The following is a 26,200-nucleotide window of genomic DNA, read 5'->3' as shown; positions in this document are numbered from 1 at the left end:
TGCCGAGCCCGGGGAAGTGGTTATGCAGCACGTTGATGGTCGACAACGCGACCATCGCACCGACCATCAACACGTCGCCGTGAGCGAAGTTGATGATGCCCAAGATGCCGTACACCATCGTGTAGCCCAGTGCAATGATGGCGTAGACGCTGCCAAGCACCAGTCCATTGAGGATCTGCTGGATCAAGATATCCACGTAATTCTCTGCCTTGGTAGTGAGGCCGTCGGGAGGACGGCACTGAGGAAAAACAGATGAGTGCCCTCATTCCCTGTGGGCGCCGGCATTCTTATGCCGGTTCGCCCGTCTGACGCGTGTTTGGGTTAATCGTGCGCCCTGTCGGCTTCGAAGATGAAGTTATCGGTCAGTAGCCAATCGGTGCAAGACCAGCGAGCGCTTTCGCATGCGCCTGGAAGCGGCGGTGTTCCTCAGCAGGAACGAGAGATCCGCCCGTAGCCCAGATCACGTGTGTCGCACCGGACATGTCGACATCGAGGCTGCGCACGTAGTCGCGGCCGCCGGGCGATCGCGCTAGCCAGCCAGGGCCTCCGATGCCAGCCGTTGCGGAAGGCTCCAGTTCCACCCCCGTAGCTCGTTGAACCGCGAGTAACTGCGCGTAGAGCTGTTCATCGCTTACCGTGAATACGCCCGACAATTGCGACACCATCAAGGGACTGACAAGGTACGATGCCAGTCCGACTGCAAGGCCGTCGGCCTCGGTACGGTTGTCGAGGCCGACGTCATAAACGGATACCGGCTTATCGCAACCGGCCGCAAGCTGGACCAGCATGCATGGCGACGCAACGGGCTCGGCAAAAAAACAATGCACGTGATCACCGAACAACGCCTTCAGGCCGTAGGTGATTCCGCCTGGCGCACCGCCAACGCCGCACGGGATATAGACGAAGAGCGGGTGCGCTGCATCGACGATGCGGCCCGCCTCGGCGAGTTGCGCGGCCAGATAGCGCGCACCCGCGGCATAGCCGAGAAACAACATCAAGGATCCTTCGTCGTCAACGAAATGACAACGCGGCAGGCCCTGCGCCTGCGACCGGCCGGCTGCGACGGCTTCTGCATAATCACCGTCGTGCTCGACGACCCGCACCCCGCGCTTCCTTAGGCGCTCCTTCTTCCACTGCTTCGCGTCCGTGGACATATGAACGACTGCCTCGAACCCCAGCGCCGCCGCCATCACACCGATACTCAAGCCGAGATTGCCGGTGCTGCCGACGGTCACGGTGTGCTGCGCAAACAGCGCTCGCGCAACGCTTGACGCCAGGACCCGTCGATCTCCAGAGGGCTCGAGCAGCCGATGCTCGATTGCAATTGACTCCGCAAACGCGAGCACTTCATGGAAGCCGCCGCGCGCCTTGATGGAACCAGCGATCGGCAGTGCGTCATCACGTTTGATGAACCATCTTCCCTGCTTTTCGCCTGAACGTGACAAGGCTCGCTGCAAGTCGTCCGCCGGCATCAGGCGTGACTCCACTCTTCCCCCGCCTTCCGCGAGTTCCGGAAAGAGTTCCGCCATCAGTGGCTCGCAGCGCGCGAGCCTGGCTTCAGCCGCAGCAATCTGGCCGTGTGACGGCGAGTCCTTTGGCAATTCGCTGCCGGCATTGGGGTTCAGCCACAGCAGCGGTCGGCGTGATTGCAGTTCAGCTAATAACTCTGTAGATTGAAGCGCAGCGATCATTTGGTCGGCTCTGGGTTCGTTAGACGGCTTTCGAGCTGGAATACTAGGATTTTCAGGGTAGCCAAAAAAGCGCTGATTTTTAATGGACACATTAACCAACCTAATGACTATGCGACTGGATGGCTCACTCCTCGGTGCGCTACTCTGTTTTGAAATGGCGGGCCGCCGCCTCAGTTTCACGAAGACCGCGCAGGCCTTCAACCTGACGCAAAGCGCCGTGAGCCAGCAAATCCGTCAGTTGGAAGGCCGTCTCGGTTACCCGCTTTTCGTGCGCCAGGCGCGCGGACTGAAGATGACCGAAAAGGGCGAAATTCTCTTCGAGACAATGTCGAGAGCGTTTATCGACATCAATCGGACGCTGCAAGAACTCGGCATGCCGAACGCGCCACTGCAGGTGAGTTGTCTGCCGTCGCTTGCACTACAATGGCTGATGCCGCGCTTGATGGAATTTCACCAGCAGCAGCCGAACGTCTTGGTCCGTCTGAAAGCGGAGTTCCAGATGCTGGATCGGCACGCAATGGATACCGACGATATCGACGTGGCGGTGCGCTACGACCCGATCCAATACAGTCGGCTACACGCCGACGTCATCCTGGACGAGTATCTGTTTCCAGTCGCAACCCCCCAATACCTCGCGCAGCATCCGTCCTTCGCTACGGGGCGGTCGCTCGATGGCGTCGTTCTGCTGCACGACGCCGCGCCGTGGGTCGGCGCTACCGAATTCGTCGAGTGGCACACCTGGCTGGAGGCGGCACATACGGAATGGGCCGAGCATCTGGACGGGCCGCAGTTCAATCTCTCTAGCCTTGCCATTTCCGCCGCGCTGAACCATCAGGGTGTTGCCATGGGCCGCACCGCCTTGGTCTACGACGAAATCATGAGCGGACGACTCGTCAACGTGTTCGGGAAGCACGTGCAAGCGCCAGCACGCTATATGCTTCTTTCCCGCAAGCCCGACGATCAGCGCGTCGCCGTTTTTTCGGACTGGCTCAAAGCCGAATGCAAGCGCTTCGATGAAGCACGAATGCGACTGCTTTCCGAATGACGCGAATACCTCGCGCACGACCTGGGCCGCACGGCGAGGCTGTGGTTTCAACGGCAGTCGAAAACGCTAGCTTGAAGTTCCAAACACGGCCGAGCACCCAGTCCCTCATGGCGGGTCAACCGGATCTTCCCAACCGGACACTTGCGACGGTGAAACGCTTTCTCCAACACCGGTACGGCGAGCGATGCACGATCGAATGATCGATGCGGATCCCGCGCTCGGCGACGATGTTCTTCGAGCGACAGCGCAATTACGACATGACGTCCTTTTGCTCATGGGGTTCGAGCAATCGAGGCTTCGCTACGCGTACCGCATCGATACTAATTGCACCTGCTCCGGTCACGAGTAGTAGTAAAAACCCGCCCGCTATGCAGACGTTCTCGCAAAATTGAATCATCTCGGCGTGGCGCATGGCCGGATCGAGCGCATTCCAAAAGTCATGCCCAAGTACGCCGGACAGCAGCGTGAACGCTGCCATGGCCGGCCCCAATGGTTTGGTCAGGAATCCGACGATGAGCAGCATGCCGCCAAGAATTTCCACTACCGTTGCGATCGGGGCCGCGACAAGCACGAGAGGAACGTGCTTGGCCTGCAAGTAAGCGACAAAGCCGGCGTAACCGATGGCCTTTTCGATGCCACCCCACAGGAACAATAGGGAAAGCGCGACGCGCGCGATAAAGATGACAGCAGAATCGACTTGTCGGGACATCGTTTTTCTCCTATTGCCCGCCTGATGTGATCAGGCAATGATCTGTTCGCCTCGTTCGATGACGAGTCATGCGGCGCACTAAGCGATACGCAATGCGGCGATGTCCGCGATGAGCGCGCCAATAGCTTCAAGTGCGTACTTGATGGTTGCCTCATCCGAGAGCCGCCCATCTTGAATCTTCGTATGCGCCGTGCCGATCACCACCGGCCGGCACGCGACCACGCGAGATAATGTTCCCGCCAGGGTGTCGCGCATTTGCGAATGCGCGCGTGCCCCGCCCGTGACGGCCGGCGAGCATGTAGTGAGAAGGACGGGTTTGCCTTTCAACGGAGAGGCGAAGGCGGGGCGAGAAGCCCAATCAAGTGCATTCTTCAACACACCCGACATGCCGAAGTTGTACTCCGGCGAGCAAATCACGAGTCCGTCGGCGCCCTCGATCTCGTCCTTGAATACCCGGACAGATTCTGGCGCAAATGCTCCTTCGAGATCCTGATTGTACAAAGGGAGTTCGTCGAGCCGCGCCAGCGACATTTCAACGTCGTGGCCTAACGATTCGCGGCCTAGCGATTCCTGAAGCGTCCTCAAAACGGCTGTGCAGTTCGACCCACGACGCAAGCTGCCAGACACCCCGACAAGACGAATCATTTTCATCATCACCTCCCTTGATCGAACAAATAAATGCGAACGATAGCATATGTTCTGGTGTTGCGACGCGGTTTCGAAAATCGGCCTACGTATGTTATTGGCGATTGCGCGCGATAAATACCGAGGGGATTTGTATGCTCCGAGGTATGGAACATAGATCATTCCCAACATTGACAGCGTCTTCCGCGCGGCTTAAACTTTTCAATGCTAACGATCGCATTGAAACCGAACATCGCGGGATACCGCTGAGAATGAGTTGGTGGGCTCGACTATTGGCGCCGGAGGTGCCGCTTCCTCGCATCACGGCGCAAGAAGACGCAGAGCTAGGCGTTCAACGCATCGCCTATCCGCGTTCGGTCAGGTAGGTCCTGGCGACCATCACCTACCTATTCATAAAAAGAGCACCGACGTGCTCGTATCGGAGACGAAATTGAAGTCATCGAATCAACCAACGCTGCGTCGCTTCGCCGTGGCTTTTGCATCGCTCGGCGCGGCAATGGCCGTAGCTCGACCGGCATCGGCATCGGTCACCCTGTATGGCCTGATGGATATGGGCGTCGACTACGTTTCCAACGAAGGGCACGGGGCATCGCTCAAGCTAACTAGCGGTGAGCTTCAGCAGTCACGTTTCGGCTTACTCGGCACGGAAGACTTGAGCGACGGCATGCAGGCCATCTTCAAACTGGAAAATGGATTCAACGCGGCAAATGGCGCGCTTGGAGCAGCCGGTACGCTCTGGAGCCGCGAAGCCAGGGTCGGCCTGGTTACACGCGCCGGCTCGGTTTCGCTGGGCCTTCAACCCGCCAGCATGGTCGACTACTTGGGCAAATACACGGCATCGATGCTCGTGTACGGCCCGGCCTACTATTCGGCACATCCGGGGAACTACGATCGTGTTCTTAACTTTCCCATCTCGAACTCGATCAAGTACACCACGCCGCTGTTGGGCGGATTCAGCGCGAGCGCGCTTTTCGGGTTCGGGGGACAGCCCGGAAGCATCACCGCACAAAGCACGTGGAGCTTCGGCGTGGGGTACGACCAGGGCCCGCTGAGCATCGGCGCCGGATACATGAAAGTGAACGGCCCCATAGGCACGGCGGGAATCTTGGCATCGACTGCCAATCCATTTACAACCACCAACGCCAACGACGCCCTGCAAACCTACGGCGTCGGAGGAAGCTACGAGATTGGGTCGTCGCTGCTGTTTGCACTGTTTACGCAAGCGCAATTCAGGGACGCGGACACGAAAGCTCGGACGTACGAACTGGGCGTTAAATCGGTTGTTGCTCACTTTTGGACACTTGGGGGCGACATCTCGCACACCGACGTGTCGGATCATCACGCGCACCTGACCACGCTCTCCGTGTCTGCCGCCTACGCGTTGTCAAAACGAACCGACGCCTACGGAACGTTCGCTGTGGAGCGTGCGTCCGGCACGAACATTGATGGGACTCCGTTGGCCGCGCAACTTTTCGCCCTTGGCGCCGCGTCCTCCGGTACGCAGAGCGTCTTCAGGATCGCACTTCGGCACAAGTTCTGAAGAACGCGAGATGGCCGACGAACGTTATCCACGCGCCGTTTTCAGCTCGCAGTCCGGTCGTTTTAGGTACGAGCCATACACCAAACCCAATGGAGGAGAAGCGATGAGAGAGTTGAGTAGTGAAGCGCCAAGCAGCGTCCGTGATCATCGCAACGAAGGCACGTCAGTCATGGCTCAAGAGGCGCGGCGAGTCGTGCTTGCCACCATGATCGGAACGACGCTCGAGTGGTATGACTTCTTTATTTATGCGCTTTGTGCAGCCATGGTTTTCGGGCCATTGTATTTCCCTGCAGGAAATCCTCTGGTCACGCAGCTTGCAGCGCTCGGCACATTTACGGTCGGATTCGTTGCACGCCCGCTGGGAGGCGTCATTGCCGGTCATTTCGGCGATTGGATTGGCCGAAAGCGCATGCTAGTCGTCACGCTGTTCATCATGGGATGCTCCACTGTAGCTGTCGGGCTACTGCCTACGTACGCCCAAATTGGTCCTGCCGCGCCGGCGCTGCTGGTGACGCTGCGGATCATTCAAGGACTTGCCATGGGAGGCGAATGGGGCGGTGCGGTTTCGATGGCGATCGAATACGCGCCTGCGGATCGGCGCGCGCTTTACGCCGCAGGCCCCGGCGTTGCACCAGCCGTCGCGCTGGTACTTTCGAATATGGCGCTGATGGGGCTCTTAGCCCTCACGGGGAATGCCTTTGCAATTTGGGGCTGGCGACTCGCGTTCCTCAGCAGCGTGGTTCTGATGGGGATTGGGCTCTACGTGCGGCGTCGTTTGCAAGAGAGCCCTCTATTCAAGCGGGCCGTCGAGCACGAGCCCGCAGTGGTCCCTTTCGTCGAAGTGCTTCGCACCCATACGTCGACAGTGCTAAAGTGCCTTGTCATTGCCGGCGCCCCCGGCGTTCTGAGCTACATGGTGTATGCATTCACGCTGTCGTATGGTCCATCGCACATCGGCTACGACCGCTCTTCGCTGATGCTGATCGCCATCAGCGGCAGCGTGATTTCGATTCCCGTCACGGTGTACTGCGCTCGATTAGGTGACCGCTTCGGCTTCAAACGGATCATCGGCATTGGAAACGTCCTCCAGATTTGCTCCGCGCTCGCATTGTTCCCTTTGTTCGACTCGGGGAATTTGGCACTGGCGGCAGTCGGCAGTCTGATGGCGATCACCGCGCCATGCGTCTGCTTTGGATGCTTGCCTGCGATGCTGACCGAGCAATTTCCCTTTAAGGTGCGATACACAGGCATCTCGCTCGCTTACCAGCTCGGTTCTGTGGCCGGTGGCGGTTTCGCCCCGATCATCGCAACGGCGCTCTTGGCAAAGACGGGACACTCTTGGACGATCGGCGGCTATGCCGCTGCGGCGAATGCCCTCGCGCTCGGTTGCTTGATGCTTGCCCGAGGCGTGCGCAATGCGCGCAGCTAGCCGTCCAGAGCGATGAGCAACATGCAGTCTAGCCTCGAAGGCAACCCGACGTAGGGCGTATTCAGCTCATTGGCAGAACAGATCCGCGAGGCCGGGTGTCTGCGTCGCCGGTTCGCATTCCAACGAACCCGCGATCGTGAACGGCCGTAGGCCCGCCACGTTGGACACCGCGGCTCTGGACGCCTCGCGCGGAGGGAAGTCGCCTTCGCTTTCCATCCGTAAGCTTCTGGTAATCGTGTTCTCCCTGCCGTAACTGGGCCAAATCCGTCTGGCGCCTGCGGTTGTACGACGGGCCGCCACACGGCGACCCGTATTGGCACATCGGCTCGCGGTGTCGTTACATGTTGACGACGTCGAGCAGCGTTTTCTTGCCGGCCTTGTAGTTGTACAGCGAAATCACGCCGTGCTTGAGGTCGCCCTTCGAATCGAAGGTCGTTTCACCGAGCACGCCCGTGTAATCCGTGCTCGGCATTTTGGCGAGAATCTTCGCTGGATCAGTCGAATCGGCACGCTTCATCGCATCGACGATGATATACACGGCTTCATACGTAAAAGGTGCGTAGATTAGAATCGGCTGATGAAAGCGCGCTTCGTATTTTTGCTGAAACGCCTTGCCTGCCGGCATCTTCTCAAGTGCAAGGCCCGCCTGCGAGCAGATCACGTTGTCGGTCGCCGCACCCGCCAGGTCCGTCAGATTTTCGGTGCATAAGCCGTCGCCGGCGAGCATCTTCGCGCGCAACCCCAGTTGCTTCGCCTGCTTCGCGAACGGCCCGCCCGTCGCGTCCATGCCGCCGTACATGATCGCATCCGGATTCTCACCCTTGATCTTCGTCAGAATCGCGCGAAAATCCACCGCCTTGTCGTTGGTCGCATCGTGCGACACCACCGTCAACCCGAGCGCTTTCACGCTCTTTTCGAATTCGTTCGCAAGACCCTGCCCGTATGCCGTCGCATCGTCGACAATTGCAACCGACTTCACGCCCAGATTCTTCGCCGCATAGTTGGCGAGCGCCGGACCCTGCTGTGCGTCCGTCGCCACGAGGCGGTACGTCGTCTTGAAGCCCTGCTGCGTCAGGACGGGATTGGTCGCCGACGGTGAGATCTGCACGATGCCCGCATCGCTATAAATCTTCGATGCTGGAATCGACGTGCCCGAGTTCAGGTGACCTACTATCGCGACAACGTGATCGTCGACCAGGTTCTGAGCGACTTGCGTTGCCGTCCGGGGGTCGGCGGCGTCGTCTTGCGTATCGAGCACCAGCGTGATCTTCTGGCCGCCGATCACCAGCCCCTTCTTGTTGATCTCCTCGACCGCCAATCTCGCACCGTTTTCGTTGTCCTTCCCGAGATGAGCGATCTGCCCGGTCAACGGCGCCACGTGACCGATCTTAACGGTCTGATCGGCCAACGCATGGTTCGCCATCGTCGCGAAAAGTACAGTCGCAGCGGCGATCGGCAGCGGTCTTTGCATGTTGAACTTCATCAATAGTCTCCTCCATCAGTTGCACCACTAATTTCGTTGCCCGATGAACGCGGCGATAGCCTTCCACATCAGCACCGGGTTCGAATACATGGGGAAATGTCCGCAATCAGGAATTTCGGCCAGCACGACGCCCCGCTCGCGAATATGGCTCAGGTACGAAAGCGACGCGTTCTGCTCGCCGTACATGAACATCCTCGGGAACGGAAGCCCGAGGAACTTGCTCATCAAGTCGCCGTTGTCCGATAGGTCGACCATCGAACGGAAGATCCCACCCACCGCTGCAGCCCGAACCTTGTGACGCAGGCTCGCGGCGTACAGCGCGCTCGCATACGCGGGTGCATGCCGGGTTCGCTCGATGAAGTCGTCGAAGAACCGTTCGGCACCGTCCCGCGGATAGTCGACAATCTGTCGGCTCAGAAAGCAGTCTTCTGGCGCAATATTTCCTTCGATATCGACAAAGCCCAGCACACTGTCAGGCTGTTGGTGCGCGAGCATCAATGCGGTCAACCCGCCCATCGAGTGCCCGATCAAATGGAAGCGATCGAAGCGGACCTGTTCAAGCACCGCCCGCGCAGTTTTCACCAAAAACGGAATACTGATCTGCGATAGATCGGCACAGCGGGTTTCGCCGCAGCCTGGCGCGTCATAGGCGACGAACGGATGCCCGTCAAATGCCGCGTGGCGCACGATATCGGCATAGTCCTCTTTCGTGGAGCCGAAGCCATGCAGAAACACGATCGGCGCTTGGTCGCCGTCGCGATGAATCGCCGAGACGTCCAGCGCCGTGCCGTCAACGTTGAACTGAAACTGCGACCGGATAAATTCCTTAATCATCGAAATCACCTTGCACATAAGCATCACCGCGATTCGGCTTCGATTCATTGAAGGCAACCGGGTCCGCGAACCGCGGCAATGTTCAACCCGTGAGCGTTCTGCAAAAATCCTGAATGGCCTGGCATGCGCCCGACAACGACTCGTCGTCGAGCGCATACGCGATCCGGATATACGGCCCGAGCCCGAACGCACTGCCATGCACCGTCGCGACCCCGGCCTCGTCGAGCAATGCGTTCACCACGGCTTCATCGCTGGCCAGATGTGCGCCCGCCTGCGTCGTCTTGCCGATCAGCGCTTCGCACGACGCAAACGCGTAGAACGCGCCCTGCGGCACATCACAACGCATGCCGGGCGCCTGGTTGATCTGCTCGACGACGAGATCGCGCCGACGCTGGAACGCAACGCGCGACTGCCGGATGAAGTCCTGCGACCCCGTCAACGCGGCGAGCGCCGCATATTGCGAGATCGTCGATGCGCCGGAGGTCTGCTGCCCCTGCAGTTTCTCCATTGCATCGATCAACCAGCCCGGACCCGTGCCGAAGCCGATCCGCCAGCCCGTCATCGCGTACGCCTTGGACACGCCGTTCATCGTCAGCACGCGCTCACGCAGCCTCGGCTCGACCTGGGCGATCGTGAAGAATTCGACGCCGTCGAAGATCAGGTGCTCGTAGATGTCGTCGGACAACACCAACACCTGCGGGTGCGCGAGCAGCACCTCGGCCAGCGCCTGCAGTTCGGCACGGCCGTATACCGCCCCCGTCGGGTTCGACGGCGAGTTCAGGATTAGCCATCGCGTGCGCGGCGTGATCGCTGCCTGCAGTGCGTCGGGCGTGAGCTTGAAACCGCTGTCGGCGCCGCACGCAACGATGACGGACTTCGCGCCGCAAAGCTGCACGATCTCCGGATAGCTGACCCAGTACGGGGCCGGCACGATCACTTCGTCACCTTCGTTCAGCGTCGCGGCCAGCGCATTGAAGATCACCTGCTTGCCGCCACTGCACACCAGCGTAGATCGCCAATCGACGTCGAGACCGTTCTCGCGCTGGAACTTCGCGGCGATGGCCTCGCGCAGCGCGCGCAATCCCGCCACTTGTGTATAGCGGGTGTGACCGGCGCGGATCGCAGCCATGCCGGCTTCGCGCACGTACTCAGGCGTGTCGAAATCGGGCTCGCCCGCGCTCAGCGAGATGACCGTCGCGCCGCTTGCGCGACGCGCGGCCACACGATCCATCACCTTGTAAGTTGCCGACGGCCGCGCCGCCGCCAGGAAACGATTCAATCCGAATCCCGCCGCCATCATCACGCGCCCCTCCAGTTCGTGAGGCCCATCAGATCCAAGTCAGCCAGCGGCATGATGCGCAACGCCTGTCCGTGTAGACCCAGCTTGTCCATCGCATCTGACACGCAGGGCGTATCGAGGCCCGCGAACAACGCGATCAATTCCTGGTCTTCCGCGCTCGCCTTCAGGGGATTCGTCATAGATAAGACTCCGGGAGGAAAATGTCCGATTACCGGGCCGCGATGGCCTCGAATTCCTTGTCGTGCATGACTTCCGCGACCGACCGGCCGGTGCGCACGGCGGCCACCATCCCGTCCTGGCGGCGTGCAATGCGCTCGCCGAGATCGAGCACGTCCTCGATGCGGTCCGCCGGCACGAAAACCGCGCCGCAGCGGTCCGCGATCACGTAGTCGTTCTCGCGTACCGTGACGCCGGCCATCTGGACAGGCTTGCCCGAGTCAATCTGAATCACGCGGTTGCGGGCGCTGATCATCGTGATGCCACGGCCATAGACGGGATAGCCAATCGATTCGCTACCTTCGATGTCGCGGCTAAGGCCGTCGATGACCGAACCACGCACCTTCCTGGACGTGGCGGCGTTGGCCAGGATGTCTCCCCAGCATGAGATGCCCTCGACGCCACCGGCGATGACGAGCACGCGGTCGTCGCTGGCCACGGCGTCGATGACCGGCGAAATCAGGTGTACGGTAGGCTTCGCGTCGGCTTTCGGGCCAAGCTGGATGGTGCTGGCGCGCCCGACGATCTTCGGGCAATCCCATAGGGGGCGCAGACCGTAGGTGGCACCGGGTAGCCCCAGAAAATCAAGCGCATCGGAGACGGTGTTGGTGTCGAGTGATGCGAGGCGTTCAAGAATGAAAGTCTGGTTCATTGCGCTGAATTCCGTGAACAGGTGCGGCAATCGTCGCGTCGTCACGCTGATAAGTAAATTTCTGATTTGGTATCTGTCTGATATCCTTTTAGGAATACAGAACGTGCGACGCCTTTGGGTAAAAATCGCTCAAAGTGATGATCGCTGCGTGAGGCGTGCGCGCCACGCCCCTCACATGGAGACGGTTCAAGCATGAGCAATACGATCGACTTCAGACTGATACGACACCTGTGGATGTTCCTCGCGGTTGCCGAGGAACAGCACTTCGGGCGGGCGGCGAAGCGCCTGAACATGTCTCAGCCGCCGCTGACTGAACAGATCAAGGTGCTGGAGCAATCGCTGAAGCTGCAGCTTTTTTATCGTTCACGTCGAGGCACCCAGCTCAGCCCCGCGGGGGCCGCCATCTTGCCCGCCGTGCAACAGTTCGCCGGCCAAGTCGAACGACTGGAACGTGTCATCAGGGAGGTTGCCGCGGGCCAGTCGGGCGTACTGCACGTAGGGGCCATCACTTCTGCAATGCTCGAGACCGTCCCTCCTGTGCTGGATGCGCTCAAGCAAGCGCATCCAGATTTGACGGTGTTTGTCAGTGAAATCGACAGCGTCGATGCGATTCCCGCGCTCGAGGCCGGGGAACTCGATTTGGCCTTCGTTCGCGTCGATGGAGAGGTGCGTAATGGAATCGCAACGATGCCGCTGTCAGAGGACCGTCTGGCCGTGGCAATTCCGAAGGATCATCCTCTCGCCGCGCTGCCGAGCGTACGGCTACGGGCGCTCGCGGATGAGCAGCTGGTGATGTCTTCCAGGCAGGTCAGCCCGGTCTACTTCGATATGCTGATGTCTGTCTGCCGCTCGCATGGACTCACGCCGCGCGTCATGCACGAGGTGCGTTCGGTGACGTCACAGATCGCCTATGTCGGCTGCGGCCAAGGCGTGGCGCTCGTGCCGTCGTCGATGCGCAAACTCGCTCCGGAGAATGTCGTCGTCCGACCGTTGAAGGAAAAGGTGATGGTCGTCACAGCGGCACTGGTGTGGAATACGAACCGCCACCATCCGATGGTCGACGAAGCCGTTTCCTGGTTAAAACGAAGAATGGGCGCAGCCAGGAAATGAGCTGGTTACGGCAGCCTCAGCGAATTACGGCTCCGATTCCGTTTGCTATTGGGCGCAGTCCATATATGTAGAAGGTCGCCGTGCTAATGCCCAGCTCCCGACAAATCTCCGGTACCGCCAGGCCAGCTTCCGCACGGTTGAGCGCAGCCATGATCTGGCTGTCCGTGAACTTCGACTTCGTCATTGCGTAGAACTCCCTTTGCTGGAAATTCTACTTCTGATCCCGCTTGCCGGACACTGCACATCGGGGTCACGCGACCGGTGCCAGCCGTCCTTGCAGAACGCTGATCTCAACGGACCTCGAACAGTTGGGCGGTGCCGGCGGCCAACACCCTACGGCCGCGTCAGGACCGCTTCAGCGCCGGGCGTGCCACGAAACGGTGACAAGCGAGCGCCAGGCAACTACAGGCTCCTATCACCAACGCCAACGGCAACGCCGATGTCGCCTCGAATAGGCTCGTCATGAAAATCGTTACGATGCCGAGCCCAAATTGAGTGACGCCCATGACGGCAGACGCGGTTCCAGCCTGCTCGCCGTGTTTCGACAGCCCCAGTGCGGCGGCGTTGGGGCTGATGAAACCGTGACCGACGAGCAATCCGAATAGCACAGACAACACCAGGTATATCGACGAAAACTCGAGAAGCAGTGCCGCAATCAGCGTGATCGACAATCCCACTGGCCACAGCAGCGCAATGCCGAGTATTCGTTCTGGACCGAATCGTCCAACGATCGCTGCATTAATCTGGGATGCAGCAATCAGGCCAGCCGTGTTGGCAAAGAAAACGAAGCCAAAGTACTGTGGGGGGATGCCATACACATCGATCAAAACAAACGGCGCACTGACGACATAGGCAAACAAGGCCGACTGCATAAAGCCAGCCACAACGGTGTACGAAAGCAGCTGGGTGCTCTTGAACATCGTTCGGTACTGAGCAAACACCTGCGCCACGCCGCCGCGAGTGCGTCGTTCTGCCACAAGCGTTTCTTCGATTGAGCTCACGACGCTCGCGGCAAGAAACGCGCCGAATAGCGCCAGAACCGCGAAAATCGCGCGCCAGCCGAATCCAGTCAGCCATCCGCCGATCACCGGGGCAATCATGGGTCCGACCGCCACCACCAGCATCATCAGCGAAAATGCCTTGGCAGAGCCCACTGAGCCGAAGCGATCTCGGACCATCGCACGTCCGATCACGATTCCCGCACAACCACCTACCCCTTGCGCGAATCGCCACGCGATCAAGACTGAGATGTTCTCGGCCAGAGCGCATCCGACGGACGCGACAGCGTAAACGACAATGCCAACACATAGCGGCAGCTTCCGCCCGATCCAGTCGCTCAAGGGACCATACAGCAGTTGGCCGATGGCAACACCGGCAAGGAAGGCTGTCACCGTGTACTGGACCAGGCTTTGCGAAACGCCGAGCGCAGTTGATATCGCCGGAAATCCCGGCAAGTACATGTCGGTTGATATCGGTCCGAGCGCCGTGACGAGACCGACAAAAATCAGCCACCTCGGATAAAGCGCGCCAACTTGGCTCGCGCGAGCATGCATGAACGTTTCCCTGTTGCTTGATCGTGCCCGATGGCCTCGTGCGCCGTGCCGATCCGCACGTAGGCAGGCAGAACGTCACCACACTCGCCAACCTGCGTGGCGACGGCGTGCATCCAGCGCACGACGCGACACCCGCCGTGTACCGACGCGCACGAACGTCGATTGAGCTAGTCCTCCATTGAACAGAAGGGGACGCCTCCGCGAAACTACCCTAAAGCGTAGGCCGTCGCGCGATCAAGTAAATCGCACGGAATGATTTCAAAATGACGATACGCATATCTCAATAATTCCACTGAGTTGCGCTTCAACGATCGCATCCGGGCAACATGGGCATCGACTGAACTGGCCGTGCATGGATGCATCTTGCGAGACAATTCCAATTGAATTTGCATGAAGATGCACGATCATGATAAACATCGCATCCCAAGACGCTCGCCATTTTGTCCGAAGAGAACGGATGTACCAATCGGAATCGTCCGAGCATGCCGGGCACTTCGGATAGCACGGGTTCGTCGCAGCGTGTCTTGGGTTTCGCGGGTAGGCGGTTTGTTGGCGCTTCGGAAGAAACGCTAAATATGAAATGAAGTTGCTTTGGAGTATGTAATGCCGTCCGAATATACAGAGATCTTACTGAATTTGAATGACACGGCAACTCCGGACGAAATCTTCACGGTACTGAGAACGGAAGCGCTCAAATTGGGATTCGAATATTGCACGTATGGGTTCCGATCCCCCGTTCCCTTTACGAACCCCCGCACGATCATGATTAGCGATTATCCGAAAGCTTGGTGTGATCGATACAACAGCGCCGGCTATGTGAACATCGATCCAACTGTACTGCATGCGCAAATGAGTCAGGTTCCGATCGTCTGGAGGGATTCATTGTTCGAGAACACGCATGATCTCTGGGAAGAAGCCAACGCGCACGGCCTGGTCGTCGGCTGGGCTCAATCGACCCTGGACCGCGCAGGCGGCGGTGGCATGCTGACGCTGGCAAGATCCGCCGAGCCGCTTAGCGCGACCGAGCTTGAAGCAAAGGAACTGAGCATGAGGCGCTTGGCCGACCTCGCACACGCCGCACTCAGTCACGTATTTCGCGCGCGCGCCTTGGGAGACACGCCGCAGAAATTGAGCGCGCGGGAGATCGAGATCCTTCGTTGGCACGCGGATGGCAAGACAGCGTCTGAAATCGGCGAAATCCTGCACATTTCCATGGAGACGGTGAAATTTCACACCAAGAACGCGGTAACCAAACTGGGCGCAGCGAACAAGACCGCCGCGGTAGCCCGTGCTGCGGCGCTGGGGTTCCTTTGCTAGCGCATGCAGCATGGGACAGGTGGATAGGTCGCGGGTTCCTCGCGCGATGGCGGTACGGGGCTGACTGAACAGCGCCACAGCGAACAGTGAGAACAGCAAGGCCAGTCGGTGCCAACACAGACCCGTTGCTTGGTCTCAGCGCCTAACAACGAATCTACCCACATACCATGCGGTGATTCACCGGGTAATGCTAGGAGGCCACCCGAACTCGGATGCCAAGAAAACGCCCGCCAGATAAGGCTGAGCGAGATTTCCTGGGAATCGGCGAGAACGCCTGAGAAGCTTGACTGGCGGAGAGAGGGTGAGACAAATGTCGGCCGCAAAGCCGCGCCAGTTATGGCTTCCACTTCGGCAGCCCAGCTCTACCCACAACCCTACCCCCAATCGGAGGCCCCGCTACCGCCACCGCAGACCACTACTGTTTGAACGTCGGCAATGCGCCGGCTTTCCTATCCGTTGAGCCAATTTTCGAGCTTGATACGGGGATAGCTCGCAAAATCGCGCTCGTTATGGGTGACAAGGATAACGTCCAGCGCGATCGCATGCGCGGCAATCAGCTTGTCAAGCGCGTCCTTCTTGCGCTCGCGCGTCGCTTCGCGCACGGGTCCATAGGCCATTGCCGCCGCGGCGTCGAACCGGGCCACAGGGATGTCCTCGATCAGAGCCGCTAGATTGCGGCGTTCCCGCGCCCGGTTCGCTGATACCGCGACACCGAACTCCAGTTCAGCATAGGTCACTGCGGACATCACCACGTCCCCGACGTAGCATTGCGCAAAGCGGTTTCTGCGAACTGGAAGCGTCACGCGCCCCGCTCATCCAATTCGACGACGATCATACCGGTGCCGGCGTCAGTCCGCTGGTGAGCGGCGAGCCACCGAGAATGGCGCCTTGCCGATTGACTTCCTGGACCTTGTTCTTCGCAGCTGGGGCAACCTCCAACACGCTGTACCGCTCGAACAAGAATCGCTCGGTGAGCGCTTCCTTACACATCAGGGGCGGTCAAATAAATGAGCTTGACCGACCGTTCTGCGTGACGCGTGACGCTATCCATTAGGCCGCACCTCCCCGCGCAACTAGGTTGTGAGATCAAACGTGTCGTCTCGAGACTGACCGGAGAGCAGTTCAACTGCTGCTCAGTCATACTTAGCGTGTGAAACCAGTTCGTGGTATCCCAACATTGCGTGTTCGACGGGCGCCAGCACCGCCGTTTCGGTTCGGCCTGCTCGAAGATTTCGCATTTCCCGCTATGTATTGGAGTCGCGTCCCCATGCCCCTCACACTTCGCGAGTTCGAACGAATCGTTGCCATTACGCTGCGGCACTACAACACGCATGCAGAAGATTTCCGAGAAGGTACGCGCGACCACGACGTCTCGCAGAACATCGATGCGCTACTGCATCATATCGTTGTCGAGCCGCCATTTGCGATCCTCGATTTTGGCTGCGGGCCAGGGCGAGATCTCAAAGCCTTCACCTCGCTGGGCCATCGCGCGGTCGGCCTCGACGGTGCCGAACGCTTCGTCGCGATGGCGCGCGACGAGACCGGCTGCGAGGTGTGGCAGCAGGATTTTCTGCACCTCGATTTGCCGGCCGCCCGCTTTGACGGCGTTTTCGCCAACGCCTCTCTGTTCCATGTCCCGAGTCAGGATTTGGCGCGCGTACTTCGGCAATTGCACTCGACGCTGAAGCCCGGCGGCGTGCTATTCAGCTCCAATCCACGCGGCGCGAATCAGGAAGGTTGGAACCACGGCCGCTACGGCGCGTTTCACGATCTCGAAGCATGGCGCCGATACATGACAAGCGCGGGATTCCTCGAACTCGAACACTATTACCGGCCCGCAGGCTTGCCCCGCGAGCAACAGCCTTGGCTCGCCAGCGTGTGGCGCAAGCCGGTCTCCTAACGTGTCAGGCATGTTGGCGAAAGAGATAAACGGCTACGGCCTACAGACAAGCGTGTGCCCCGGCGCAGAACCTCGACCACGAAGGTCACGCCATCGACAAGAGCGGCGAGCTCAACGCAGTTCATACCAGACCCCCCTGCCCGCGCCGTGCTGGTTCAGGTAGCCGCGTTCGACCAAGGTGCGTAAGTGCTGTTTGAGCGTGTTGCGGCTCGCTCCAGTCAGCATAACGATCTCACCGATCGTTACCCGCCCGTGCTCCCGCGCTAGGTCGACGATTTGCAGGGCCAGTTCGGGCAAAGTCGCCAGGATTAGTTTTTCCCGCTCGACCTTCTTCTCGAGCCGGCGAACCTGCTCGGCCAGCGAACGCAAGAAAAACGTCAGCCAGGGCTGCCAGTTGGGCGCTTCAGTGCGGATCGTGCCCTGCGTCTGACGCAAAGCAAGGTAGTAGGCTTCCTTGTTCATCTCGACCACGCTCTCCAACGAGCTGTAGGGTGCGTAGGCATAGCCAGCCTGAAGTAGCAGCAAGGTCGTCAACGCCCGTGAGAGCCGCCCGTTGCCGTCCTGAAATGGGTGGACCTCTAGGAACACGACCACGAATACGGAGACGATGAGAAGGGGATGCAATCTGCGCGACTCTCGTTCCGACTGCACCCAGGTCATCAGCTCCGTCATCAGGCGCGGCGTATCGAAGGGCGACGCAGTCTGGAAAACGATGCCGATCTGGACGCCGTTTTCGTCAAAAGCGGCAACGCTGTTGGAATTGGTCTTGTATTGACCACGATGCCGGACATCCTTCTCGCTATAGCGGAGCAAGATCTGGTGTAACTGCTTGAGGTAATTCTCCGTGAACGGGATGTCCTGCCAAGATGAAAACACCAGATCCATCAGCTCGGCATAGCCGGCGACTTCCTGCTCGTCGCGCGTACTAAAAGACTTGATCTCCAAATTCGACAGCAGCCGTTCGACCTCGCGATCCGACAGCTTGCTGCCTTCAATGCGAGTCGACGAGCCAATGCTCTCGATCGTGGCCACGCGGCGCAACGCGGATAGGCGCTCGGGCGCGAGCGTGCCCAAAGCGCGCCACGCGCCCTTGAATTCGTCGATACGGGCGATCAGGCTCAGGATTTCGGGCGTGATCAGGAAAGTGTCGGTATTCAGCATGCACCCGATACTACACCCAATTACACCCATTTACCGATCACACCCATAAAAACACCCATTTACACCCAATTTTCCGCCACTTTTGACGCCTAAGCCTTAGCTTGGTGATCTTGTGTTGTAAGCCCTTGGAGGCGAACGGTGTCCGAGCGGGGCGCATCTCTTTGTTCGTCCGGCCGCAACGCTGACCCTAGCTTTGTTCTTTGCGCGCCAGCGCCTAGCTATGGTTCCTTCGTAGTCCTAATCTTTGGCCGCATCTGCGGCCCACGAATCCCCTTGCGCGCTAGCGCCATGCTTTGGTGCCGAGGCCGCAAGACATAACTCTGCATTATCCGCGGCCGGACATTTGAATCTGGCTTTGACAGGGCACCGGCGGGGGATAATGTCCGCGTTATGTTCAATCGTGGGATTCGGCCCGCAAGAGGCGAAGCCCCCGATTTACCACCGGCCCTTCGTTACCCTCGGCCCGGCGGGCCGCACGAACCCTCTTCGTCACACTCTCGGGCCCACTGGCCCGCTTGAACCCCTTCGTTGCCAATCCTGGCCACAGGCGGCTTTGTTCAGCAGAGTAGGAGCCACGTTGGTTGTGGGCGCAACTATGCATTTTTGACGCAAACGGGCCTGCCGAACGAATTCCACAGGTTCAGCAAATTGCCGATGATCACACCCTCGCGCTGTTGCGATTCGAGTCGGCGTGTCAACAGTCGTGCCCCGATGCAACGTTTGGACGCGCCGGGAATTGCCGGAGTTTAGTCTCTAGATTCAAGTGCAACACGTGGAATGAGGTAGGGTGTTGCGATGAAGAAATACATGCATCTGAGCGCTGAAGAGCGCGCGGCCATCATGATCGAGCGGGCCAGGAACACGAGTGTCAGGGCGATTGCGAGATTGCTGGGTCGCAGTGCGTCGACTATCACGCGGGAGCTGGCGCGCAATTGCGCGGAATCGGCGTGCGATTATGACGCCACGAGCGCGGCCCGAGCGTACCGGACGCGCCGTGAGCAGAGCGGGCGTCAACCGAAGCTGGCGGGCGGAAGTAGGCTGTATTGGCAGGTACATCATGATCTGGTTTATCGGCGCGGGTCGCCGCAGCAAATTGCTGCCAGACTTCGCGAGATGCATCCCGACAGCCCTAACGAACGCGTCAGTCACGAATCGATCTACGCAGCGATTTATACCCATCCTCGCGGTGGTTTGAAGCAGGCCATGATCGAAGCCCTGCGCCAGGAAAAGCCGATGCGCGGCAACACGCGCAAGACGTTGGCGCGCAAGAGTTTCGTGCCGGATGAACTGCGCATCATCCATCGGCCTGAGCAAATCGAGACGCGCCAGTGGCCGGGTCATTGGGAAGGCGACCTCATCAAAGGCGCTTTCAATCGTTCTTGCGTCGGCACATTGGTCGAGCGCAAGACGCGGTTCGTGGTCCTGTGCCGCATGGACGGCTGCACGGCCAAAGACGCGCTGGAAGGCTTCACACGCCAGATGAAGAGGCTGCCGGCCCTTTCTGCGTGAGAGTCTGACGTACGATCGCGGATCGGAAATGACCTGTCATGTCGAGTTGGCCAAGCGGCTGAATCTGGACATCTGGTTTGCGGTCCGTACGCCCCCTGGCAACGGGGCAGCAATGAGAACACTAACGGCCTGTTGCGTCAGTTTCTGCCCAAGGGCGCGGACCTCTCAAGCGTGACGCAGATGCAGTTGAACGACATTGCCAAATTGATGAACGGCCGTCCTCGTCAAACCCTCAACTGGAAAACTCCTGAAGAGGTGATGGCGATGGAATTGGCCGCCGCCGGATTGGCTAAACGTTGCACTTGATTCTTGAGACCGCCCATCGGTCGGCATGTTTTCCATCAATAGTTCGCAATCGGACACGCTACAGCCCGAGCCGATCCGGTCGCACGATCGTCGGCCCGATGAACGCGAGCTTGCGCAACGACGATTGCGGCCCATGAGGCTGCATCCGGAAGTGCGCGCGGCGCCAGTGACCACGCACCTCACAATGCTCGCCGTCGGTTGGAGCCGTCCGCGCAGCCTCGGCGTCGAGGACAGCTGGGCCCACGACATACCGGTCATACAACTGCTCGATCTCGGCCAACCGCTCGCCCCGCCGGCGCTTGCCCAGTCCGCTGAAATCACATGAAGCTTCCGTGTAGGCGCGGTCGTAAACAACGTGCGCATCGCGCACCGTCAGATACAGAAGCATCTTGATCGCATAGTCGAGCACGCTTTCCCAGTAGGGGCGCGTGCCCGAGGCGAGTCTATCAGCGCCATCACTCGATGTCCGTCGCAGATCCGGCGTATTGTCAAACAATCTCTTTATAGTCTGTTCGGTGCCGGCGATCACAAATTCCATCAGTTCCAGCGTGATGCGACGCTCTTCGCCTGCGCCTCGACGCCCCCATGTTTGGCAACTGAGCACGTCGGCCATCTCTCCGCGCACCTTTACTCGGCGACGAAACAGCAGAATCGCTTCGACGCCGTTCCTGCGGCCCCACCACGACGGATCGGGGACGATGCATAGCGTGTCGACGGGCAACCGGATCATAGCCGTCGGGACGTCGTCGGCAATGTAAGCGTCGTCAAGAAGACGGTGCAGGCCCGGCGTCGGCTCATAGAGCGCGCCACGGCTGGCGCTGAACGCCTGCCAGATGACGCTGCGCTGCGCACGCCCGAGGTCGTCGTCGTCGCCAATGCATGAAGGATTACCCCGCGCCCACGTTTTCAGATATTGCGGGAAGTTATGCATCAGGTCGCCGAGCGGCTCGGACGTCAGCCGCTACGTGAAATCCGCACCGGACGGGCCCGCCGCCTCTAGCACTTGCCTCCACGCTTCGATCGCCCCGGATGCGCGGTACCGGACCGGGATCGGAAGCCGCGCGTAGAGTGGGTGATCTGCCCGTGCCGTCTTTTGCATCGCATGACGGATCAACCCGAGCAGCGGCCTCGTCTCGATCGTGATTGGCGGCCCTGCCTCACCGGCGGCAAGCTTGATGAGCAGCAGATGTGCGCGCGATGCCGCGTAAGCCCGAGCGAACGCTTTCGTGTATTCCACCTCGATCTGCATGGCGCCTGGCGACAAGTCTTTGACACCATCCCACGCAAATTCGATTTGCAGGCCATCGAGCGCTGACATCCCGAGCGTCGACGACGCCCGCGGCCCATTAGCAATCCAGTCACCCAGGCGAGAATAGGCGGCCTGCCACGTCCGCTTGGCTAAGCGACTTGCCTCCTCATCGTCCACCGGCCCCCGACCGGCGGCAATGCGTACGGAAACGCCGGGCACAATCCCAGTGGAGCGGACCGGCTTGCCGCCAAGCTCCAGCGAGCCCCACAGCGCGAGACAGAAGAGCGACTTCGTGCTTCGTAGCGGGCCGCCGGGTAACCTCATCCGTCCGCCTTCCTGGAAGCGCACGCTCAACGCACCGTCATCCGATACGTGGACCAATGGCAGTGGGGCATCCGCAATAGACCGTCTACGCGAATCCGCCCGGATCATCGTTGAGTTCTCGCTCGCCGAGGAGGTGGCGGCGAGCTGTCTTCTATTGCGTTGTCGTGCTGTGGACATAAGTGCGTCGTCATTCGCTCGCAAGAAATCCTTGCTGACTGGCGATCAGCGAGGCACCGCACGCCGTCTTCATGCCATCCAGTGCCACAGCGCGGCCGTCTATCACGTACTGGCTTGAACCTTGGACGATTGCGAAGCTACCTTTGCATTGCGGGCATGAGACCATGTGGCCTACACCCGCGGCGGGCCTACCATCCAGATTCGAAGTGGCGAAGCCGTCGAGGACGGTGCCCCCGTGATCCGTAGAATCGCCTTTGCGAATAATGGGTTTCATAGAGATAAGTGCTTCAGTTGGCACAACAAATCGACAAATTCAACTCAGCCACGTTTCGACAACAAGGCCTATTGCCGCTTTGATGGCGGGGCGAGCGTCGGCTACGACACCAGCACTGGCCGAGGCCACTTCACCGCTATGAGTGGTCGGTGTACCAAGGCTTGCGACCGGGGTCGACACTCGAGTGCGCCGCAAAACGTGGCATCCGCAGATGCGCAACACGCAACACGCAACACGCTGCACGCTACACGCTACATGCGTTAGCAGATATGCGGACACCCCTCATTTTTTTCCAAATTTCTCAGCGATTAATCTAACAACCGAAGCGTACAGGATGTAAACGGACACAAAAGGAAGTACGCCTAAAGCCGACTTTAGATACCAATATGGCACCCCCCAATAAATGTAAGCACGCAATAAATATTAACCTTGCTAAATCTGTTATTAAACCTCAGTGACTCACCTCATCACAATCATCCGACACTGGACATCCGGCATGGCCTATTCATGGAAATTATCAGGAATGCCCTTTAGCCTCCTATAAAAATATACCAACACCCTCACCAACAACAAAACCACGCAAAAGACCAACACAGTTCGCCATGAGTCACCAAGCTTTGCCTCCAAAAATTCCGCCAAAAATGCAAACGGAAGAGCTATAGCAAAAAATATAAAGAAACGCTTCATAGATCACTCTTCGCACTCATCTTCTTGCCCCGCGACAACGCATTTAGCAGCCGTCTTACTCGCCTGCCAAGCTGCTTGAGCTGTTACGGCATCCTTAATGGAATTTTTGTGTGCAGATTTTCTTGATGCCAATTTAGCAGCACGGTTTGCCGTATTTGCAGCCTGACCAGACAGGGTGTTTATGGATTTTAATGACTTTGATACCACCTTTCTCGTAGCTCCCAAGCCTGGCGCCACAGTGGAGAAAGCAGCAGACATCCCGACCTGACTCCAGTTCACCTTGATACACGTCCATTTGATATCCGTGATCGGCTGCCCTTCTTCCCAGTTCTCCCACGCTTGGAATAGCACCTGCTTCCCCGCTTGCATTCCGACTTCGACTCCCGCGCCAAATAGAGCTTTCGCCCCCAACCCAGCGAAAACAACCAACGGAACAAACAACCCCACCGGATCGTATGCTTGCGTAGGCATATTTAATGCATATTCGTAGCTATTATCTCCACCGGCGAATCCAATAGGATCCTGGTTGATGTACCGCCCCACTTGCGGGTCGTAGTACCGAAAGCGGTTGTAACTGAGCCCGCTCTCGCGATCGAAGTACTGCCCCGCGAAGCGGATCGGATTGTCGACCTCCGCAACAAGCTCGTGCCGCGTTAGGCCGTAACCATCGACGTCAGTGGCCCACACGACGTTCCGCGCGTCGTCGACCAGTTCCTGCGGCGTGCCGAGGTGATCGTTCAGGTAGTGATAACGCTTCCCACCTGACACTTGCGAGAGCGGCCCTTGATGGTCGGGGTGGGCAATGTAGGTCACAGCGGCATCCTCGCACGCCATCGCACCGGCATGCACTTCCTGCAGCATCCAGTCACCATCCCACACGAACAGCGTCATGCGTTGCTGCTGCCCGGCTGGCGCGTGGAGCTTAGCGATCCGTCGCCCCACCGCGTCGTATCGATACTCCGTGCGGCTCCCATCCGCATGCTCGATACCGACGAGTTGATGCGCACCATCGTAGCGATAACGCGTCACTTCTAATGCAGATGCGGTTGTATGCACCTCGGGAACCTCTTGCCGCGACAACAGCCGGTCGAGCATGCCCGATGGTTTCGCGACGAGCACATCCGTCGCAGTCTGCGTGGTTTGCTCGGTCCGGTTGCCATGCCCGTCGTAGACAAATCCCAATCGCATCCGCGTCGCTGCGTTCGCGTCAACAAACTGCATCAAGCGATCGCCGACCGCGTTCGGGGCATTTGGTGCGTTTGGTGCGAGCGTTGCCTCCGAAACACCGTCCCCCACCACCCGAGCCAGCAAGTTACCTGCCGGGTCGTAGCGATAGGTTTCGCTCGTCACATCTGAAACCGCTTCCCCGCCGCTTTGGCGTGCGACGCCAACCAGCCGCGCGAGCGGGTCGTAGCTGTACTGCTTCTCGCCACGCCAAGCATCTTTCAGGCTAACGAGTTGCGCTGCAGGGTCGTACTCCCACGCTCGCCACGGCCGCGGCTCCGCACGCGGTTGGCCACGCTCGTCCAGATCCTGCAGTCGTTGGGACGCAATATGTCCCGCCTCGGTGTATGCCAGAAGCTGCGCAATCGATCCTTGCGTATTGAGGATCGTGCGATGCAATGCGTCGCGCTCGAAGCTCGCGAGCGACACGCCATCGAGCAGGATGCCGTGAACATGACCGCTGCCGTAGCGCTGCCAAGCCAGGGTGCCCGCGCCGGGGATATGCGTCTCGCTCCGATTGCCCAGCGCATCGAGCTGGTGCTGCAGCCGCCATACTCGCCCGTGATGCGCCTGGATTTCCGCCGTGCTTCGCCCGGCGGCATCGTACTCGTACGTGATTTGCGACGCCTCGCCTACGGGAGGCTGATGGCGTGCCTGTGTGGGCAGCCCACGCTCGTCATAAGCGAACGTGGTCTGCGTACCGTCGCCGAACCGCCGCTCAATCAAGTTCCCGCGGTTATCGTAGAGCAGCATCGTCGTCAGTTGCCCGTCCTGGCCAGAATCGATTCGCTCGACCATTTCGCCCGCCGTGTTATAGCGGAACTGCTGGCGCCGGCCATCGAAGCCGATCTGCTCGGCAAGGCCTCCACGTGCATCGTAAGCAAAGGTACAGCGCTCCCCCTTCGGGTTGGTTAGGACCGCCAACCTGCCGAGACCGTCGCATTCGAATCGATGCGTCCCGCCAGCGGCGTCGGTCACGCCAAGCGGCCGCTCGTAAGCATCCCATTCGACGTGTTCGGTGCGCCCGAGCGGATCGGTATGGGCAATCGATCGCCCTGCGTCGTCGTACGCGATCTGCCAACGTCCCAATCCAGCCGGCTCGATCATCGTCGGCTGTCCCGCTGCGTTTAGCCGCGTCTTGCTGGTCTGTCCGAGCGCATTGGTCTGGCTGATTTGCCGACCGAAGTCATCGTAGGCGTAGTGCGTCGTGAACCCCGAGCAGTCGGTGTGCGCAACCAGGAGACCCGCGTCATTCCACTGCATGCGGGTGACGTTGCCCAACGCGTCGGTGCGTGCAACCGGCAGCCCCTGTTCGAATTCGGTTGACGTTGTGTTTCCGAGCGGGTCGATTTCCTTGATCAGATGGCCCTGCCCATCGTATTCGCGCTGCCAGATCTGGCCGGCCGGGTCGGTGATGCGCGTGGGCAGGTTCTGGTCGTTGTACTCAATCCGCGTCAGATAGCCTGCAGCGTCACGAATCGCGATTGGATTGCCGCGTTCGTCGCTGACGATTTGCGTCTTGCGCCCCAACGGATCAACGCGCGCTGAGACATTTCCCTTTTCGTCGAACTCAGTGCTCTCCGTGCTGCCGTCCGGATGAATGACCTCGTCGATCGCCCACAGTCCGTTGTAACGGTACGTCGTCGCATTGCCCAAGGCATCCGTGACTCGCGTCCTCTGCGCGGCCGGCAAATATTCGAGCCGCGTCTCGCGCGTTACGATGGGCTTACCGTCCTCGTCCCGCGTGTAGCCATAGGTTCGCACACAGCGCGCGGAAGGCGTATCGCCCTGCCACTCAGACACGAACGTGGCACCAGCAGGCGTCTCGTAGCTTGTGAGCAGATGCTTGTGGTACGCGTATCGCC

Annotated in this window: 21 protein-coding genes and 4 pseudogenes; 7 read left to right on the top strand and 18 right to left on the bottom strand. The window is 59.5% G+C overall.

Annotated features, from left to right (window positions below):
- Together C0Z19_RS26895 and dsdA are read right to left on the bottom strand one after the other, a co-directional pair.
- Positions 1-196: ABC transporter permease subunit (locus C0Z19_RS26895; RefSeq protein ID WP_438947156.1), on the bottom strand; the 196-nt coding region annotated here is incomplete at its 3' end.
- A 166-nt stretch (positions 197-362) separates the two neighbouring features.
- Entirely contained in the window at positions 363-1,691 is a 1,329-nt protein-coding gene (gene dsdA, locus C0Z19_RS26890; RefSeq protein ID WP_102612880.1) for a D-serine ammonia-lyase, read from the bottom strand.
- A 103-nt stretch (positions 1,692-1,794) separates the two neighbouring features.
- Between dsdA and C0Z19_RS26885 the strand changes: the two genes are divergently transcribed.
- Complete coding sequence (locus C0Z19_RS26885) at positions 1,795-2,736, top strand: LysR substrate-binding domain-containing protein (protein WP_425330323.1); 942 nt, start codon at positions 1,795-1,797, stop codon at positions 2,734-2,736.
- 250 nt (positions 2,737-2,986) lie between these two features.
- Here C0Z19_RS26885 and C0Z19_RS26880 read toward each other — a convergent pair whose 3' ends face one another.
- Positions 2,987-3,445, bottom strand: a complete 459-nt coding sequence (locus C0Z19_RS26880; RefSeq protein ID WP_102612878.1) for a DoxX family protein — start codon at positions 3,443-3,445, stop codon at positions 2,987-2,989.
- A 78-nt stretch (positions 3,446-3,523) separates the two neighbouring features.
- Complete coding sequence (locus C0Z19_RS26875; protein ID WP_102612884.1) at positions 3,524-4,096, bottom strand: NADPH-dependent FMN reductase; 573 nt, start codon at positions 4,094-4,096, stop codon at positions 3,524-3,526.
- 424 nt (positions 4,097-4,520) lie between these two features.
- On the opposite strand from C0Z19_RS26875, the gene C0Z19_RS26870 reads away from it, so the two are divergent.
- Entirely contained in the window at positions 4,521-5,630 is a 1,110-nt protein-coding gene (locus C0Z19_RS26870) for a porin (protein ID WP_146012160.1), read from the top strand.
- 10 nt (positions 5,631-5,640) lie between these two features.
- Entirely contained in the window at positions 5,641-7,059 is a 1,419-nt protein-coding gene (locus tag C0Z19_RS26865; RefSeq protein WP_158243072.1) for an MFS transporter, read from the top strand.
- Between the two features lie 337 nt (positions 7,060-7,396).
- Here the strand turns inward: C0Z19_RS26865 and C0Z19_RS26860 are convergent, their stop codons facing one another.
- The 5 genes and pseudogenes from C0Z19_RS26860 to C0Z19_RS26840 form a co-directional block, all read right to left on the bottom strand.
- A complete protein-coding gene (locus C0Z19_RS26860) occupies positions 7,397-8,530 on the bottom strand; it encodes a branched-chain amino acid ABC transporter substrate-binding protein (RefSeq protein ID WP_425330322.1) in 1,134 nt (377 codons plus the stop codon).
- A gap of 39 nt (positions 8,531-8,569) precedes the next feature.
- A complete protein-coding gene (locus C0Z19_RS26855; protein WP_102612883.1) occupies positions 8,570-9,376 on the bottom strand; it encodes an alpha/beta fold hydrolase in 807 nt (268 codons plus the stop codon).
- An 82-nt stretch (positions 9,377-9,458) separates the two neighbouring features.
- Positions 9,459-10,676, bottom strand: coding sequence for a pyridoxal phosphate-dependent aminotransferase (locus C0Z19_RS26850; RefSeq protein ID WP_102612874.1), 1,218 nt, complete (start codon positions 10,674-10,676; stop codon positions 9,459-9,461).
- Between the two features lie 38 nt (positions 10,677-10,714).
- Positions 10,715-10,855, bottom strand: a pseudogene (locus C0Z19_RS26845) (RraA family protein); the annotation flags it as partial.
- A gap of 29 nt (positions 10,856-10,884) precedes the next feature.
- Entirely contained in the window at positions 10,885-11,544 is a 660-nt protein-coding gene (locus C0Z19_RS26840; RefSeq protein WP_102612873.1) for an RraA family protein, read from the bottom strand.
- 192 nt (positions 11,545-11,736) lie between these two features.
- Here C0Z19_RS26840 and C0Z19_RS26835 point away from each other — a divergent pair, with 192 nt between their 5' ends.
- Positions 11,737-12,654, top strand: coding sequence for a LysR substrate-binding domain-containing protein (locus C0Z19_RS26835; RefSeq protein ID WP_102612872.1), 918 nt, complete (start codon positions 11,737-11,739; stop codon positions 12,652-12,654).
- Positions 12,655-12,721: 67 nt separating this feature from the next.
- Here the strand turns inward: C0Z19_RS26835 and C0Z19_RS26830 are convergent.
- Positions 12,722-12,838: pseudogene (locus C0Z19_RS26830) on the bottom strand (transposase); the annotation flags it as partial.
- A 160-nt stretch (positions 12,839-12,998) separates the two neighbouring features.
- The gene (locus C0Z19_RS26825) at positions 12,999-14,207 is read right to left on the bottom strand and encodes a multidrug effflux MFS transporter (protein WP_102612871.1); all 1,209 of its coding nucleotides are present in this window, start codon (positions 14,205-14,207) and stop codon (positions 12,999-13,001) included.
- Between the two features lie 603 nt (positions 14,208-14,810).
- Here C0Z19_RS26825 and C0Z19_RS26820 point away from each other — a divergent pair.
- Positions 14,811-15,524 carry an autoinducer binding domain-containing protein gene (locus C0Z19_RS26820; RefSeq protein ID WP_175084116.1) on the top strand — a complete coding sequence of 238 codons (714 nt, stop codon included), beginning with the start codon at positions 14,811-14,813 and terminating at the stop codon, positions 15,522-15,524.
- A 449-nt stretch (positions 15,525-15,973) separates the two neighbouring features.
- Here C0Z19_RS26820 and C0Z19_RS26815 read toward each other — a convergent pair.
- A pseudogene (locus C0Z19_RS26815) lies at positions 15,974-16,303 on the bottom strand (type II toxin-antitoxin system VapC family toxin); the annotation flags it as partial.
- A 52-nt stretch (positions 16,304-16,355) separates the two neighbouring features.
- A complete protein-coding gene (locus C0Z19_RS28375; protein ID WP_158243071.1) occupies positions 16,356-16,514 on the bottom strand; it encodes a hypothetical protein in 159 nt (52 codons plus the stop codon).
- Between the two features lie 277 nt (positions 16,515-16,791).
- Here C0Z19_RS28375 and C0Z19_RS26810 point away from each other — a divergent pair, with 277 nt between their 5' ends.
- Positions 16,792-17,424 carry a class I SAM-dependent methyltransferase gene (locus C0Z19_RS26810; RefSeq protein ID WP_102612870.1) on the top strand — a complete coding sequence of 211 codons (633 nt, stop codon included), beginning with the start codon at positions 16,792-16,794 and terminating at the stop codon, positions 17,422-17,424.
- A gap of 111 nt (positions 17,425-17,535) precedes the next feature.
- Here C0Z19_RS26810 and C0Z19_RS26805 read toward each other — a convergent pair whose 3' ends face one another.
- Entirely contained in the window at positions 17,536-18,585 is a 1,050-nt protein-coding gene (locus tag C0Z19_RS26805; RefSeq protein ID WP_102612869.1) for a Fic family protein, read from the bottom strand.
- A gap of 795 nt (positions 18,586-19,380) precedes the next feature.
- Here C0Z19_RS26805 and C0Z19_RS26795 point away from each other — a divergent pair.
- Positions 19,381-20,400 (top strand): annotated as a pseudogene (locus C0Z19_RS26795) (IS30 family transposase).
- A gap of 58 nt (positions 20,401-20,458) precedes the next feature.
- Here the strand turns inward: C0Z19_RS26795 and C0Z19_RS26790 are convergent.
- From C0Z19_RS26790 to C0Z19_RS26780, 4 genes are all read right to left on the bottom strand, one after another.
- Positions 20,459-21,331, bottom strand: a complete 873-nt coding sequence (locus tag C0Z19_RS26790; protein ID WP_233196300.1) for an AcrVA2 family anti-CRISPR protein — start codon at positions 21,329-21,331, stop codon at positions 20,459-20,461.
- A gap of 30 nt (positions 21,332-21,361) precedes the next feature.
- The gene (locus tag C0Z19_RS28835; RefSeq protein ID WP_233196299.1) at positions 21,362-21,973 is read right to left on the bottom strand and encodes a hypothetical protein; all 612 of its coding nucleotides are present in this window, start codon (positions 21,971-21,973) and stop codon (positions 21,362-21,364) included.
- A 187-nt stretch (positions 21,974-22,160) separates the two neighbouring features.
- Positions 22,161-22,424 (bottom strand): PAAR domain-containing protein, encoded by a 264-nt coding sequence (locus C0Z19_RS26785; protein WP_102612868.1) that lies wholly within the window; start codon positions 22,422-22,424, stop codon positions 22,161-22,163.
- A gap of 690 nt (positions 22,425-23,114) precedes the next feature.
- On the bottom strand, positions 23,115-25,991 hold the full coding sequence (locus tag C0Z19_RS26780; RefSeq protein WP_158243070.1) for an RHS repeat-associated core domain-containing protein: 2,877 nt from the start codon (positions 25,989-25,991) through the stop codon (positions 23,115-23,117).
- Positions 25,992-26,200 lie beyond the last annotated feature (209 nt).

This window comes from Trinickia soli, from assembly GCF_002879855.1.
GTDB lineage: Bacteria > Pseudomonadota > Gammaproteobacteria > Burkholderiales > Burkholderiaceae > Trinickia > Trinickia soli.
This window is presented reverse-complemented; position numbering and strand designations above follow the sequence as displayed.